This is a genomic window from Pseudomonas sp. JV245A, from assembly GCF_032424515.1.
Lineage (GTDB): Bacteria > Pseudomonadota > Gammaproteobacteria > Pseudomonadales > Pseudomonadaceae > Aquipseudomonas > Aquipseudomonas protegens.
In genome coordinates this window covers 14,204-27,671 of sequence record NZ_VYKE01000073.1, presented here as the reverse complement: position 1 = coordinate 27,671, position 13,468 = coordinate 14,204, and the positions used below count along the sequence as shown (strand labels likewise).

The 13,468-nt window shown below is 61.4% G+C and carries 13 protein-coding genes; 6 read left to right on the top strand and 7 right to left on the bottom strand.

Going from position 1 to position 13,468, the window contains the following annotated elements; translation table 11 throughout:
* The first annotated feature begins 208 nt into the window (after window positions 1-208).
* Together F6S12_RS19270 and rarD are read left to right on the top strand one after the other, a co-directional pair.
* On the top strand, window positions 209-1,222 hold the full coding sequence (locus tag F6S12_RS19270; RefSeq protein ID WP_315869217.1) for an aldo/keto reductase: 1,014 nt from the start codon (window positions 209-211) through the stop codon (window positions 1,220-1,222).
* A gap of 204 nt (window positions 1,223-1,426) precedes the next feature.
* Window positions 1,427-2,308 (top strand): EamA family transporter RarD, encoded by an 882-nt coding sequence (rarD, locus tag F6S12_RS19265; protein WP_015635880.1) that lies wholly within the window; start codon window positions 1,427-1,429, stop codon window positions 2,306-2,308.
* A gap of 48 nt (window positions 2,309-2,356) precedes the next feature.
* Here the strand turns inward: rarD and hpaR are convergent, their stop codons facing one another.
* The 3 genes from hpaR to F6S12_RS19250 form a co-directional block, all read right to left on the bottom strand.
* Window positions 2,357-2,779: a homoprotocatechuate degradation operon regulator HpaR gene (gene hpaR / locus F6S12_RS19260; protein ID WP_011061668.1), complete on the bottom strand. Its 423-nt coding sequence runs from the start codon at window positions 2,777-2,779 to the stop codon at window positions 2,357-2,359.
* Between the two features lie 128 nt (window positions 2,780-2,907).
* Window positions 2,908-3,984: a 4-hydroxyphenylpyruvate dioxygenase gene (gene hppD, locus F6S12_RS19255; protein WP_011061669.1), complete on the bottom strand. Its 1,077-nt coding sequence runs from the start codon at window positions 3,982-3,984 to the stop codon at window positions 2,908-2,910.
* 251 nt (window positions 3,985-4,235) lie between these two features.
* Window positions 4,236-5,192, bottom strand: coding sequence for a DMT family transporter (locus F6S12_RS19250; protein WP_011061670.1), 957 nt, complete (start codon window positions 5,190-5,192; stop codon window positions 4,236-4,238).
* A gap of 85 nt (window positions 5,193-5,277) precedes the next feature.
* Between F6S12_RS19250 and F6S12_RS19245 the strand changes: the two genes are divergently transcribed.
* From F6S12_RS19245 to F6S12_RS19235, 3 genes are all read left to right on the top strand, one after another.
* A complete protein-coding gene (locus F6S12_RS19245; protein ID WP_125062400.1) occupies window positions 5,278-6,150 on the top strand; it encodes a LysR family transcriptional regulator in 873 nt (290 codons plus the stop codon).
* Window positions 6,151-6,239: 89 nt separating this feature from the next.
* Window positions 6,240-7,778, top strand: coding sequence for an EAL domain-containing protein (locus tag F6S12_RS19240; RefSeq protein ID WP_053158937.1), 1,539 nt, complete (start codon window positions 6,240-6,242; stop codon window positions 7,776-7,778).
* 243 nt (window positions 7,779-8,021) lie between these two features.
* Window positions 8,022-8,387 carry a histone-like nucleoid-structuring protein, MvaT/MvaU family gene (locus F6S12_RS19235; protein WP_015635884.1) on the top strand — a complete coding sequence of 122 codons (366 nt, stop codon included), beginning with the start codon at window positions 8,022-8,024 and terminating at the stop codon, window positions 8,385-8,387.
* A 230-nt stretch (window positions 8,388-8,617) separates the two neighbouring features.
* On the opposite strand, the gene F6S12_RS19230 is transcribed toward F6S12_RS19235, so the two are convergent.
* Window positions 8,618-9,145: a DUF4946 domain-containing protein gene (locus F6S12_RS19230; RefSeq protein ID WP_015635885.1), complete on the bottom strand. Its 528-nt coding sequence runs from the start codon at window positions 9,143-9,145 to the stop codon at window positions 8,618-8,620.
* Window positions 9,146-9,343: 198 nt separating this feature from the next.
* On the opposite strand from F6S12_RS19230, the gene gloA reads away from it, so the two are divergent.
* Window positions 9,344-9,865, top strand: a complete 522-nt coding sequence (gene gloA / locus F6S12_RS19225; RefSeq protein ID WP_011061675.1) for a lactoylglutathione lyase — start codon at window positions 9,344-9,346, stop codon at window positions 9,863-9,865.
* A 172-nt stretch (window positions 9,866-10,037) separates the two neighbouring features.
* Here the strand turns inward: gloA and ahpF are convergent, their stop codons facing one another.
* The 3 genes from ahpF to F6S12_RS19210 form a co-directional block, all read right to left on the bottom strand.
* Window positions 10,038-11,603: an alkyl hydroperoxide reductase subunit F gene (gene ahpF, locus F6S12_RS19220; protein ID WP_315869216.1), complete on the bottom strand. Its 1,566-nt coding sequence runs from the start codon at window positions 11,601-11,603 to the stop codon at window positions 10,038-10,040.
* 124 nt (window positions 11,604-11,727) lie between these two features.
* Complete coding sequence (gene ahpC / locus F6S12_RS19215) at window positions 11,728-12,291, bottom strand: alkyl hydroperoxide reductase subunit C (RefSeq protein ID WP_011061677.1); 564 nt, start codon at window positions 12,289-12,291, stop codon at window positions 11,728-11,730.
* Window positions 12,292-12,442: 151 nt separating this feature from the next.
* Complete coding sequence (locus tag F6S12_RS19210) at window positions 12,443-13,381, bottom strand: site-specific integrase (protein WP_152686251.1); 939 nt, start codon at window positions 13,379-13,381, stop codon at window positions 12,443-12,445.
* Window positions 13,382-13,468: the final 87 nt, after the last annotated feature.

Below are 13,468 nucleotides of genomic sequence, written 5' to 3'. Positions count from 1 at the left end.
GGCTGGCCGTTGCGCGGTTCGCCGGCAAGCCGGCTCCTACGGAACCTCCTTGCAGGAGCTGGCTTGCCAGCGAAGGCGACCTCACGGGCACCTATGCCGGCAAGGAGGCGCCATTCAGGCATTGCAGAGGCCCGGGGTTGTGGTATTTGATGGTCGCCCCAATGGCCGGAAATGCCCTGGCCAGCCCTCTAGCACAAGGATTCCGCCCATGAGCTATCGCATCCTCGGCCATTCCGGTCTCAAGGTTTCCAGCCTGACCCTGGGCACCATGATGTTCGGCGAGCAGACCAGTACCGAAGACTCGCTGCGTATCATCGACAAGGCCTGGGACCAGGGGATCAACTTCATCGACACCGCCGACGTCTATACCCAGGGCCGCTCCGAGGAGATCGTCGGCGAAGCCATTGCCAGCCACCGCCATGAGTGGGTGCTGGCGTCCAAGGTCGGCTTCGGTCCGGTGGACGGCGTGCCCAACCGCAGCGGCCTGAGCCGCAAGCACATCTTCAACGGCATCGAGGCCAGCCTGACCCGCCTGGGCACCGATTACCTGGACATCTACTACCTGCACCGCGAAGACCACAACACGCCTCTGGAGGTGAGCATCTCGGCCATCGGCGACCTGTTGCGCCAGGGCAAGATCCGCTACTGGGGCCTGTCCAATTATCGCGGCTGGCGGATTGCCGAGGCGATTCGAGTCGCCGACCAGCTGGGGGTGGACCGCCCGGTGATCAGCCAGCCGCTGTACAACATCGTCAACCGCCAGGCCGAGGGCGAGCAGATCACCGCCGCCCGCGCCTATGGCCTGGGCGTGGTGCCCTACAGCCCCCTGGCCCGTGGTGTGCTCAGCGGCAAGTATGCGCCGGACGTCACCCCGGACGCCGCCAGCCGCGCCGGGCGCCAGGACAAGCGCATCCTGGAGACCGAATGGCGGGTCGAATCCCTGCGCATCGCCCAGCAGATCCAGGAATACGCCCAGGGGCGCGGGGCCGGGATCGTCGAGTTCGCCATTGCCTGGGTACTGAACAACCAGGCGGTGAGCTCGGCCATTGTCGGCCCGCGCACTGAAGCCCAGTGGGACGCCTACACCCGGGCCCTGGAGGTGAAGATCAGCCCTGAGGACGAAGCCTTCATCGACGCGCTGGTGACCCCGGGGCACGCCTCGACACCCGGCTTCAATGATGTCGGCCATTTTGTCTCCGGACGTTTTGCGCACCTGGGCTAAACACGGGCCCTGGCCGCGCAAACCCAGCGGCCATCGCAGTCCGGCCTTTCCCTGGAAGGCCGGGCCGCGCCACAAACGAGAAATTTTCCCGCCGGGGTGTCGCAAACAGAGCAAAAATCCCGGGGCAAACCCTCTATATTCCCCCTCGCTCCACTCTCCCCTTCTTTTTGTGCATCCCGAGCGTTCGGGTTCTACGAGGACTGCGTGTCTAAAGGTATTGCGTTATCGGTTCTGGCGTCGGTGCTGTTTGCCGTCATGTATTTCTACACCTCGCTGCTGGCGCCCCTGACCGGGGTGGAGATCTTCGGCTGGCGGATGTTGCTGACCCTGCCCTGCATGACCCTGTTCATGCTGCTGGCCGGTGAATGGCATCGGGTCGACGAGGTGCTGCGACGGGTACGCAGCAAGCCCGTGCTGGGCCCGGCGCTGCTGCTGTCGTCGGCGCTGGTCGGGGTGCAGCTCTGGCTGTTCATGTGGGCACCGCTCAACGGCCACAGCCTGGATGTATCCCAGGGCTATTTCCTGCTGCCGCTGACCATGGTCCTGACCGGACGCATCGTCTATGGCGAACGTCTGTCGCGGCTGCAGAAGCTGGCAGCGGTGCTGGCCTGCATCGGCGTGCTCAACGAGCTGTACCAGGTGGGCAGCTTTTCCTGGGCGACCCTGGTGGTGGCCCTGGGCTACCCGCTGTATTTCGTCTTGCGCAAGCGCCTGGGCACCGACCACCTGGGCGGCCTGTGGGTGGACATGGCCCTGCTGATGCCGGTGGCGCTGTGGGTGGTGCAGAGCGGCGAACAGGGCATTGCCGTGGTCGCGGCCCAACCCTGGCTGTACCTGCTGATTCCCGTGCTGGGGGTGATCAGTGCCTCGGCGCTGGTGTGCTACATCATTGCCAGCCGCTTGCTGGCCTTCAGCCTGTTCGGCCTGCTCAGCTATGTGGAACCGGTACTGCTGCTGTTGGTGGCGCTGCTGCTGGGGGAAAGCATCAAGGCCGGGGAATGGCTGACCTACGTGCCGATCTGGCTGGCGGTGCTGGTCCTGGTGCTCGAAGGCGTGCGCCATCTGCTGCGCCAGCGCCGGGGCTGAGCCCGGCTGCGGGGGTATCTCGCGTGCATCAAGGCCTGCAGTACGGGCTCAGGGCTTGATCTGCTTCAGTTCGTTGAGCAGGGCCAGCAAGGCTTGCATCTTGTCTTCGCCGAACTGCTGCTGGATCTTCTGGTAGTTGATTTCCATGTCGCCGCTCATGGATTCGAAACAGGCCTGGCCCTTGTCGGTCAGGGTGATGAACAGGCGGCGCTGGTCTTCCGGAGACTTGCGCCGGCTGACGTACTGGTCGCGCTCCAGGCGGGTCAGCACGCCGGTCATGCTCGGCGGCAGGATGCAGGCCATCTTCGCCAGCTGATGGCTCTCCAGCTCGCCGTTCTGGCGCAGGATGCGGATCACCCGCCATTGCTGTTCGGTCAGGTCGTGCTGGTTCAGCGAGGGACGGAAAAACGCCATGGCGGCCTCACGGGCCTGCAACAGGGTCAAGGTCAGGGAAGGTCTGGGTGTGTTCATCGAGGCGTCGGTCAGGGGCTGGGAATCGGGGGCGAAACATTAACACATTCACAATCGCCAACCGACAGGCAAAATAAAGCCCGACCAGAAACCTCCTGATCGGGCCTTGGACTCAAGCGTGCCGGGGCTTACTCGGTGGCGAGTACGCCACGACGCACCTGGTCGCGTTCGATCGATTCGAACAGTGCCTTGAAGTTGCCCTCGCCGAAGCCATCGTCGCCCTTGCGCTGGATGAATTCGAAGAACACCGGGCCCATCAGGGTTTCCGAGAAGATCTGCAGCAGCAGGCGCTTGTCGCCGGCTTCCGAAGAACCGTCCAGCAGGATGCCCCGCGATTGCAGCTCGTTGACCGGCTCGCCGTGGTTCGGCAGGCGCCCTTCGAGCATTTCGTAGTAAGTGTCCGGTGGCGCGGTCATGAAGCGCATGCCGATCTTCTTCAGGGCGTCCCAGGTCTTGACCAGGTCGTCGGTGAGGAAGGCCACGTGCTGGATGCCCTCGCCATTGAACTGCATCAGGAACTCCTCGATCTGCCCGGCGCCCTTGGACGATTCCTCGTTCAGCGGGATGCGGATCATGCCATCCGGAGCGGTCATGGCCTTGGAAGTCAGGCCGGTGTACTCGCCCTTGATGTCGAAGTAGCGGATCTCGCGGAAGTTGAACAGCTTCTCGTAGAAGCCGGCCCAATAGGCCATGCGCCCGCGGTACACGTTGTGGGTCAGGTGGTCGATGATCTTCAGGCCCGCGCCCTTGGGGTTGCGGTCCACGCCTTCGAGGAACACGAAGTCGATGTCGTAGATCGAACTGCCCTCGCCGAAACGGTCGATCAGGTACAGCGGCGCGCCGCCAATGCCCTTGATCGCCGGCAGGTTCAGTTCCATCGGGCCGGTTTCAATGTGAATCGGCTGGGCGCCCAGTTCCAGGGCGCGGTTGTAGGCCTTTTGCGAATCCTTGACCCGGAACGCCATGCCGCACACCGACGGGCCGTGCTCGGCCGCGAAGTAGGAAGCGACGCTGTGGGGTTCGTTGTTGAGGATCAGGTTGATCGCACCCTGGCGATACAGATGCACGTCTTTGGAACGATGGGTCGCGACTTTGGTGAAACCCATGATCTCGAAGATCGGTTCGAGGGTGTTGGGGGTAGGCGATGCGAATTCGATGAATTCAAAGCCCATCAGGCCCATTGGGTTTTCGAAGATATCTGCCATGGTTGGCGCCTCATCATATTTTTAGAATTAACGGATCGTTAGTTGCTAGCAATGCTGAGGAGGGACGGTGGCGCACAGGAGATACCGCGCACGCTGCGGGCGAGGAAGTCACCATAGATCAGTTGAAACCCGAGAATCTTCATTTCGACCCTGTCTTACAGGCTGGGGGGCGAGGCTTCTGCTGCCAGAAGACTTTATTATTGTATGCGTAACCGGATTCTACACAGCGTAAAAGCCTTTGTCCGCATTCTCTATAAAATCGCCTTTTTTGCCCCGCCCGCAAGGGGTTTGTTGCACTGGTAGATACCGCCGAGAATCAGCGCCCCGCCCAACCCCATCACCGGGCTCAACTGTTCTCCCAGCACGAGCGCGCCGAGGATCACCGCCGTCAGCGGATTGAGGGCGATGAATACACCGCAACGGGTGGCACCGATCCGCCGCAAGCCGTCGTAATACCAGATATAGGCCAGCGCCGAACCCAGCACGCCCAGGTACAACAGGCTCAAGCCCTGGGCCAGGTTCAGGCGAGCCACCGCCTGCAGGTCGAACTCGCCACGGATCAGGGTGGCGGCGCAGAGCATCAGGGTGCCCAGGAGGATCGAGCAGGTCACGGTTTGCAATGAGCCCAGGCTGTGGTTCAGCCCCCTGGAGAACAGCGAGTACACGCCCCAGCCCAGCACGCAGCCAAGAATCAGCAGGTCGCCTTGCCAGCTCCCGGCCTGCGCCGCCAGGGCCGAAGGGTCACGGCTGCAGATCACCAGGGCCGCGCCACAGAGGCACAGGGCAATGCCCAACAGCTTGCGCCGGCCCAGGCGCTCCTTGAACAGCGCCCAGGACGCCAGGGCAATCACTGCCGGGTTCAGGGCCACGATCAACGATGCCCGAGAAGCCTTGACCTGCTCCAGGCCGAGGAAGAAACACAGGTTGTAGAAGAAGATCCCGAAGAACCCCAATAGTGCCAGTTGGCCGAACTGCCTGAGGCTGGGCCGCACCAGGGGAATGCGCGCCACGGCCATGAAGCCGAGCAAGGCCAGGCTGGCCAGCAGGAACCGCAGGCTGGCGGCCAGCAAGGGCGAGAGCCCGCCGGCCAGGTAGCGCCCGGCAACGAAGGTGCCGCCCCAGATCATGGTGACTGTCGCCAGGCGGCCATACACCGCCAGGTCCCGGTATTCGCCCGCGAGGGGGCCGCTGATATTGCTTTCACTCATGGTCAAGACGCTCTGAGGCAATGGGTTTGTACTGCACGACCATTTTTTGTCTAATGCTTGATCATCGTAAAATGAGCTTTTACTCATGACCCTGACCCAGCTGGAGATCTTTTCCCTGGTGGCCGAACTCCAGGGCTTTACCAGCGCCGCCACGCGCCTGGGCATCACCCAGTCGGCGGTGTCTCATGCCATCAAGTCACTGGAGCAGGAGCTGCAGGTGGACCTGTTTCGCCGGCACCAGGCCCAGGTCGAACTCACCGACATCGGCACCCAGTTGCTGCTGCGCGCCCGGGCCATGCTCGGCCTGGCGGCGACCCTGGCCCAGGAAGCCGCGGATGCCCGGGGCATGAAGCGCGGCACCTTGCGCATCGGCTCGTTCGGCCCCACCTCGTCGATCCGCCTCCTGCCCCGGATTCTTCACGACTACCGCCGCGAATATCCGGACATCGAAGTGCATATCGACGAAGGCCCCGATCGCCAGGTCCTGCAATGGCTGGAAGAACGACGGGTGGACCTGGGCTTCGTGGTGTTGCCCCAGGAGCGCTTCGACACCGTGCCTGTGGTCGAGGACCAGTTGCTGGCATTGATTCCAGCCAGCCACGCCCTGGCCAGTGAAGCGCAACTGCGCCTGGACCAACTGTGCCATGACCCCTTCGTGCTCACCGAAGCCGGCTCGGCGGAGCTGGTGTCACGCCTGTTCATCGGTGCCGGCCTGCGGCCCAATATCCGCTACCGCAGCACCCAACTGCTGAGCACCCTGGAAACCGTGGCCCGCGGCGATGCCTTGAGCATCGTTGCCGAGTTGTCCCTGCCCCAGGCCGCGGACTCGCGCTACACCAGCCGCCCCCTGGAGCCTGCCGTGCGCCGCCAAGTGGGGATCGCGGTGCTCGACCGACGCCAGGCGTCGCCGGCGGCCCTGGCCTTCATCCAGCACGCGCAGCGCCTTTATCGCCGGTAAAAGCCGGCTATCCTGCGATGATCAAGACAGCCGCAGGGGCCATGCCCCCCGGTGCCATCCTCCCCCTCGCCCGCCCACAGGTCCGATCCATGCCCCTGACCGCCAAAGGTCCATTGAAGCGCTCTACCCGTACCTTCTGGACATTGCTGGCCATGCTTCTTCCCATCGGGCTCGGCGCCCTCATCCTCTACGCCCAGGCCGAACGAACACTGATGCACAGCAGCCTGGAAACCGCCGAAGAGGCCATCCGCCAGTTCGACCTGATGCTCGATAACACCGACATCGCCGCCAGGGCGCTGCTGCCCCAGGTGGGCCGCGATTGTGATGAAGTCCGGCAACTGGCCCTGCGCGAACAGGTCACCCGCCGGCCGTTCGTGCGCTCGACCAACCTGGTGTGGCGCAACAACAACTATTGCAGCTCCCTGCTCGGCAGTTTCGCAGTCCCGCTCAACCCCCTGGACTACGTGGACGGCCGCCTCTGGCTGATGAGCGGCAACCCTGTCACCCCCGATACGGCCCTGCTGGTCTATCGCTGGAGCGAGGGCGATCGCGCCGCCCTGGCCACCATCGACGGCTATCACCTGACCAATGCCCTGCGCCTGATCAGCCGCTTCGCCGACCTGCAATTGCAGGTCGGCGGGCATTGGCTGTCCAGCGACGGCCGTGTCCACGAGGGCAGCCCGCCACTGGCGGCCGTGGCCAGCCAGCAACTGAGCTCATCGCGCTATCCCTACAGCGTCAGCTCGGGGTTTCCCGAGGGCGACGTGTGGAGCTACATGAAGAGCCAGTACCCGGCGCTGTTCAGCCTGCTGGTGTTTTTCGGCGCGGCGGCGGGCGTACTTGCCCACTGGCTGCAAAAGCGCTCCGCCTCCCCCACCCACGAGCTGCAACGGGCACTGGGGGCCCAGGAGTTCATTCCGTACTTTCAGCCGGTGGTGCGCGGGGACACCCTGGCGTGGGCCGGCATCGAAGTCCTGATGCGCTGGCAGCATCCGAAAGAGGGGCTGGTGCGCCCGGACCTGTTCATCCCCTTCGCCGAGCATTCGGGGCTGATCGTGCCCATGACCCGCTCGCTGATGCAGCAGACCCAACAAGCCCTGGCGCCCCATGCCGCGCACTTTACCGACGGCTTCCATATAGGTATCAACATCACCGCCAGCCATTGCCACGACCTGCAGTTGCTGGAGGACTGCCGGGAGTTCCTCGCCGGCTTCCCCCCAGGCAAGGTGATCCTGGTGCTGGAGTTGACCGAACGCGAACTGATCGAGCCCACGACCACCACCCACCAGCTATTTGCCGCCCTGCACGAACTGGGTGTGATGATCGCCATCGACGACTTCGGTACCGGGCATTCCAGCCTGGGTTATCTGCGCCAGTTCAATGTGGATTATTTGAAGATCGATCAGAGTTTCGTCGCCATGATCGGTGCCGACGCACTGTCCCTGCATATACTCGACAGCATTATCGAACTCTCGGCCAAACTCGATCTGGGCATTGTCGCCGAAGGTATTGAAACTGCAGAACAGCGGGATTATCTAGCAGCTAAAGGGGTGGATTTCCTGCAAGGTTATTTATTCGGACGGCCCATGCCCAGTGCCGAATTTGTTGCAGCCCTGGCGCGCCATTAAATAGCCATACCCGAACAAAAAGTGCTGGATCTAACAACTCGGGGCTTGCACCAATTTGAATCAATTGATCAATTTCGCATTTGACAAGAACAACCTGATTTACTCTTGATGCATTAACTACTACAATTTTTCCCGCCTGTACAAGATTCACAGGTAGGCCACTTAATCGAGCCTTAATCGGCTCATGGCTTATAGCTTTGTTTGTGGTTTGTATCAGCCAAATAGACTATTGGAGTGAAGATATTGTCCAGACTTGCTGAGTTTCGTGCTGCAGAAAAAGCACTTCAAGAACAGCTCGCGCAGCTTGAATCCCTGAAAAACGACGCCGGACTCAAGAAGGAAATCGAGTTCGAAGAAAAGCTCCAGGCCCTGATGAAGTCCTACGACAAGAGCCTGCGTGACATCATCGCCATCCTTGATCCCAACCAGGGCAAGGCCGGCCTGCCACAGGCCAACGCCCCCAAGCAGCGCCGTGCCCGCGTGGTCAAGGTCTACCAGAACCCGCACACCGGCGAACTGATCGAAACCAAAGGCGGCAATCACCGCGGCCTGAAGGCCTGGAAAGAACAGTACGGTGCCGCCACTGTGGATTCCTGGCTGCGCGCTTGAACAAAGCCGCACCCCGAAAAAGGCCCTGCATATGTAGGGCCTTTTACATTGAATAAGAAAATTCTTATTACGACTTGCATCTAAGGGAAGAGCCGAGCGAGATCCCACCCCTCTCCCTAGCTGATACATCGTGCAATAACGTCTGATTCCCAAGCAACTTCAGGCTTAATGCCTTTTCGCTAACGAACGGGTAACCCGCAGAAAGCGAACCGATTGGTTCAGATTTTTCCTTAAAGTTTAAGGCCGTTTCGTACAGCGAGTATTTCATCCTGGCTCTCGGCAAAAGCCGCAGCCTGGCCAGCGTATGAAAGTACATAAGCCTTATCCCCATTCAGTGCCGCCACCAATGTTTGCGAGAGCACATGCCGGCCATTCTGGGTAATGGTGCAAGTAGTCTCCAGCGCCTCGAGACGACTCAACTGCGCGGCATGAATCTTGTTACAGACACTCTGATAACCGCCCTGGGCAAAGTCCTTTTGCACCGACTTGCGCATCTCCAGCAATACCCCCTGCAGATTGACTACATGCCCACTGTCCACCTGAGTCATGGTCAACTCCATGACCATGAGTGGATTGCCAGCGGTATCGCTCTTGACCGCTCTCTGCCGGGACACCTTGGCGGCCTCTTCGCCTTCTTGGGCCGGCAGCGGTTCCACCGTCCAGCCCTGGGGCCAGGTCACTTGCGGCTCGGCCTCTGCAACACCGGCCAGCGCCAGTAGCAACAGAGCTGCGGCGCGGAACTTAAAAGACTCGATCATGCGTTTGCACACTGAGGTAAAGGGGCCTGGAAGTCTGAGCCCGGCGCCAGGAATGGGCAATAGATCAGGAGCTTTGGGTTTGGCGCCAGCCGACCCACTTGCGTATCATTGCCCGATCCCAAGGATGTCCGAACCATTGCCAGCCAAGGCTGCTTGCCCCGGCAAGCAGTCTTGGCCGCACTTTCTTCTGGAGGGCCCATGAGCCTCAACGAACTCAATACCTTTCCCGGCGTGACCGCCCAACCGGATGCGGCCACTGCCCGTTTCGTGTTCAACCACACCATGTTGCGCGTCAAGGACATCACTCGCTCCCTGGACTTCTACACCCGGGTCCTGGGCTTTTCCCTGGTGGAAAAACGCGACTTCCCTGAAGCCGAGTTCAGCCTGTACTTCCTGGCCCTGGTGGACAAGGCACAGATCCCGGCAGACGCTGGCGCACGAACCGAGTGGATGAAGTCGATTCCCGGCATTCTCGAACTGACCCACAACCACGGCACCGAGAACGATCCAGCCTTCGCCTACCACAACGGCAACAGCGACCCGCGCGGCTTCGGCCACATCTGTATCTCGGTGCCGGACATCGTCGCCGCCTGCGAGCGCTTCGAAGCCCTGGGCTGCGATTTCCAGAAGCGCCTGAACGATGGCCGGATGAAAAGCCTGGCCTTCATCAAGGACCCGGACGGCTACTGGGTCGAGATCATCCAGCCAGCACCGCTGTAAACCTATGCAGGTGCGAAGCCGGCCTGTGTAGAAGCTGGATTGTCAGCACTTCCTTTCTCAAGGGCGGCGCAAGACCCAGCGGCCACTTCAGCGACAAGCCGGTGCCTGCCGGCACAGCAATAAAAAACCCCATGAGCCAGGCTCATGGGGTTTTGTTTTTCTAAGCGACCGATCAAGCCGGTGCTGAGGTACGGATCAAGTGATCGAATGCACTGAGGGAAGCCTTGGCGCCCTCGCCCACGGCTATCACGATCTGCTTGTAGGGCACCGTGGTGACGTCACCTGCAGCAAATACCCCAGGCAGCGAAGTCTCGCCGCGGGCATCGACGATGATCTCGCCACGAGGCGACAGCTCGACGGTGCCCTTGAGCCAATCGGTGTTGGGCAACAGGCCGATCTGCACAAAGATGCCTTCCAGGTCCACCGTGTGGAACTCGCCCGAATCACGGTCCTTGTAGGCCAGGCCGGTGACCTTCTGGCCGTCACCCTTCACTTCGCTGGTCAAGGCGCTGGTGATGACTTTGACGTTGGGCAGGCTTAAGAGCTTGCGCTGCAACACCGCATCCGCCCGCAGCTTGCTGTCGAACTCCAGCAGGGTCACGTGGCTGACGATACCCGCCAGGTCGATGGCCGCTTCGACACCGGAGTTGCCGCCGCCAATCACCGCCACACGCTTGCCCTTGAACAGCGGGCCGTCGCAGTGCGGGCAGAAGCACACGCCCTTGGCCTTGTATTCCTGCTCACCCGGCACGCCCATCTCGCGCCAGCGGGCACCGGTAGCCAGGATCACCGACTTGGCCTTGAGGCTGGCGCCGCTTTCGAACTGGATCTCGTGCAAGCCGCCGACTTCCTTGGCCGGCACCAGGGCACTGGCCCGCTGCAGGTTCATGATGTCGACGTCGTACTGCTTGACGTGCTCTTCCAGGGCGGCGGCCAGCTTCGGCCCTTCAGTTGCCTGCACCGAGATGAAGTTCTCGATCGCCATGGTGTCCAGCACCTGGCCACCGAAACGCTCGGCAGCCACACCGGTACGGATGCCTTTGCGAGCGGCATAGATGGCTGCCGAAGCACCCGCTGGACCACCGCCGACCACCAGCACGTCGAAGGCCTCCTTGGCGTTGAGTTTCTGCGCCTGCTTCTCCACCGCACCGGTGTCGAGCTTGGCGAGGATTTCCTCCAGCCCCATGCGCCCCTGGCCGAAGTTCACGCCATTGAGGTAGACACTGGGCACCGCCATGACCTTGCGTTCATCGACTTCGGCCTGGAACAACGCGCCATCGATGGCCACGTGACGGATGTTGGGGTTGAGCACCGCCATCAGGTTCAGCGCCTGGACCACGTCCGGGCAGTTCTGGCAGGACAGCGAGAAGTAGGTTTCGAAATTGAACTCGCCCTTGAGCGAGCGGATCTGCTCGATCACCTCGGCACTGGCCTTGGATGGATGGCCACCTACTTGCAGCAGGGCCAGCACCAGGGAAGTGAATTCGTGGCCCATGGGAATACCGGCGAAACGCAAGCTGATATCACTTCCCGGGCGATTCAACGAGAACGAAGGCTTGCGCGCGTCGCTGCCGTTATCGAGCAAGGTAATCTGGTTGGACAGACTGACAATGTCTTTGAGTAACGCGAGCATTTCCTGGGATTTCGCACCGTCGTCGAGGGAGGCTACGATCTCGATCGGCTGGGTGACCCGTTCCAGGTAAGACTTCAACTGAGCTTTAAGATTGGCGTCCAACATACGGGCGATCTCCTGTTTTGATTCGGTAGAAAAAACAACGCCCGAGCGAATCTCGCCCGGGCGTTGTTTGAGGGCGGTGCAGCTGACTTAAGTGCGGATCACCGCCCTTGGGTAATGCATGGACTTAGATCTTGCCGACCAGGTCCAGGGACGGAGCCAGGGTGGCCTCGCCTTCTTTCCACTTGGCTGGGCAGACTTCGCCTGGGTGAGCAGCGACGTACTGAGCGGCCTTGATCTTGCGCAGCAGCTCGGAAGCGTCACGGCCTACACCGCCGTCGTTGATTTCAACGATCTTGATCTGGCCTTCAGGGTTGATCACGAAGGTGCCGCGGTCAGCCAGACCGGCTTCTTCGATCAGCACATCGAAGTTGCGGGAGATGGCCAGGGTCGGGTCGCCGATCATGGTGTACTGGATCTTGCCGATGGCTGGCGAAGTGTTGTGCCAGGCAGCGTGGGCGAAGTGGGTGTCGGTGGAAACGCTGTAGATCTCGACGCCCAGCTTTTGGAACTCGGCGTAGTTGTCGGCCAGGTCTTCCAGCTCGGTTGGGCACACGAAGGTGAAGTCAGCCGGGTAGAAGAACACGACAGACCATTTGCCTTTCAGATCGGCGTCCGACACTTCGACGAATGCGCCGTTTTTGAATGCGGTAGCTTTGAAGGGTTTAACTTGGCTGTTGATGATAGGCATCGTTGACTCTCCATCAGTGGTTGAGAACATTGGGTGAAAACTTGATGGGGAGAATCCTAACCAATGAATCGCCCCTTGGCTCATTGGCAAACCTGATGCTGCCGATTGGTTTTGACTATCAGCCAACAGTATTAATAGAAGAAACCTTAATCTACTGCTGTACCGGCTTCTCGCCGATGCGCGCCATGCCCATGAACGGGTTGGCCTCGACGTAGCGCATGGCGGACTGCATGTCCTTCCAGCCGACATAGCTCATCATTGATTTCAGATCCCAACCGCTGCGGTGCGCCCAGGTGGCGAAGCCCCGGCGCAGGGAATGGCTGGTGTAGTGTTCGCCAGCGATACCGGCACGCTCCAGGGCTTGGCGCAGCAACGCGATCACGCTATTGGCATGCAACCCCTGCTCGCTCAGGCGCCCCCAGCGGTTGATGCCGCGAAACACCGGCCCGCGCACCAGCGCCGCGCTGTTGATCCACTCGATATAGGCCTGCACCGGGCACAGGCGCAGCAAGGCCGGGGTGTGAAAGGTCCGCCCAAGGTTGTCACGGTCGCTCTTGCTGCGGGGCAGGTAGAGGCTGATGCCCGACCCGGCCACCGCTTGCACATGCTCGATCTGCAAGCGGCACAGCTCATCACTGCGAAAGCCGCGCCAGAAGCCCAGCAAGATCAGCGCCCGATCACGCCGGGCACGCAAGAGATCCCCCTGGCGCTGTTCAGCTGTGGCTCTCGCCACCTCCTCATCTAGCCAGGCGACAACCTGTTCCAGGTGCTGCAGCTCCAAGGGTTGCGCCTGTTTTTCCTGTACCGGGTGCAGCGCACGGATGCCCTTGAACACCTGGCGCACCACCGGTGCCTTGGTCGGGTCGGCAAAGCCCTGGCTGCTGTGCCACTGGGCCAGGGCCGACAGGCGCAACCGCAGGGTATTGATCGACAGCTCACCGGCATAGGCGGCCAGGTAGCGGGCCACGCTTTCGGCCGTAGCCGGAAGGAAACCGCCCCACTGCACTTCGAAATGCTCGATGGCCGCCCGATAGCTGCGACGGGTGTTGTCGCGGGTGGCGGCTTGCAGATAACGATCCAGCTCGCTCATGGCAGCTCAACTCAGGCAAATGTACGGCGATGGCTGGCGAAAACCGCCCTCAGCGCCTATCACACGGGGTAATACCATAATATCCCA

What these genes read in the sequence shown, in the direction of transcription:
- F6S12_RS19270 (WP_315869217.1), top strand. Translation starts at nt 209, where the DNA reads ATGAGCTATCGCATCCTCGGCCATTCCGGTCTCAAGGTTTCCAGCCTG.
- hpaR (WP_011061668.1), bottom strand. Translation starts at nt 2,779, where the DNA reads ATGAACACACCCAGACCTTCCCTGACCTTGACCCTGTTGCAGGCCCGT.
- hppD (WP_011061669.1), bottom strand. Translation starts at nt 3,984, where the DNA reads ATGGCAGATATCTTCGAAAACCCAATGGGCCTGATGGGCTTTGAATTC.
- F6S12_RS19250 (WP_011061670.1), bottom strand. Translation starts at nt 5,192, where the DNA reads ATGAGTGAAAGCAATATCAGCGGCCCCCTCGCGGGCGAATACCGGGAC.
- F6S12_RS19245 (WP_125062400.1), top strand. Translation starts at nt 5,278, where the DNA reads ATGACCCTGACCCAGCTGGAGATCTTTTCCCTGGTGGCCGAACTCCAG.
- F6S12_RS19240 (WP_053158937.1), top strand. Translation starts at nt 6,240, where the DNA reads ATGCCCCTGACCGCCAAAGGTCCATTGAAGCGCTCTACCCGTACCTTC.
- F6S12_RS19230 (WP_015635885.1), bottom strand. Translation starts at nt 9,145, where the DNA reads ATGATCGAGTCTTTTAAGTTCCGCGCCGCAGCTCTGTTGCTACTGGCG.
- gloA (WP_011061675.1), top strand. Translation starts at nt 9,344, where the DNA reads ATGAGCCTCAACGAACTCAATACCTTTCCCGGCGTGACCGCCCAACCG.
- ahpF (WP_315869216.1), bottom strand. Translation starts at nt 11,603, where the DNA reads ATGTTGGACGCCAATCTTAAAGCTCAGTTGAAGTCTTACCTGGAACGG.
- ahpC (WP_011061677.1), bottom strand. Translation starts at nt 12,291, where the DNA reads ATGCCTATCATCAACAGCCAAGTTAAACCCTTCAAAGCTACCGCATTC.
- F6S12_RS19210 (WP_152686251.1), bottom strand. Translation starts at nt 13,381, where the DNA reads ATGAGCGAGCTGGATCGTTATCTGCAAGCCGCCACCCGCGACAACACC.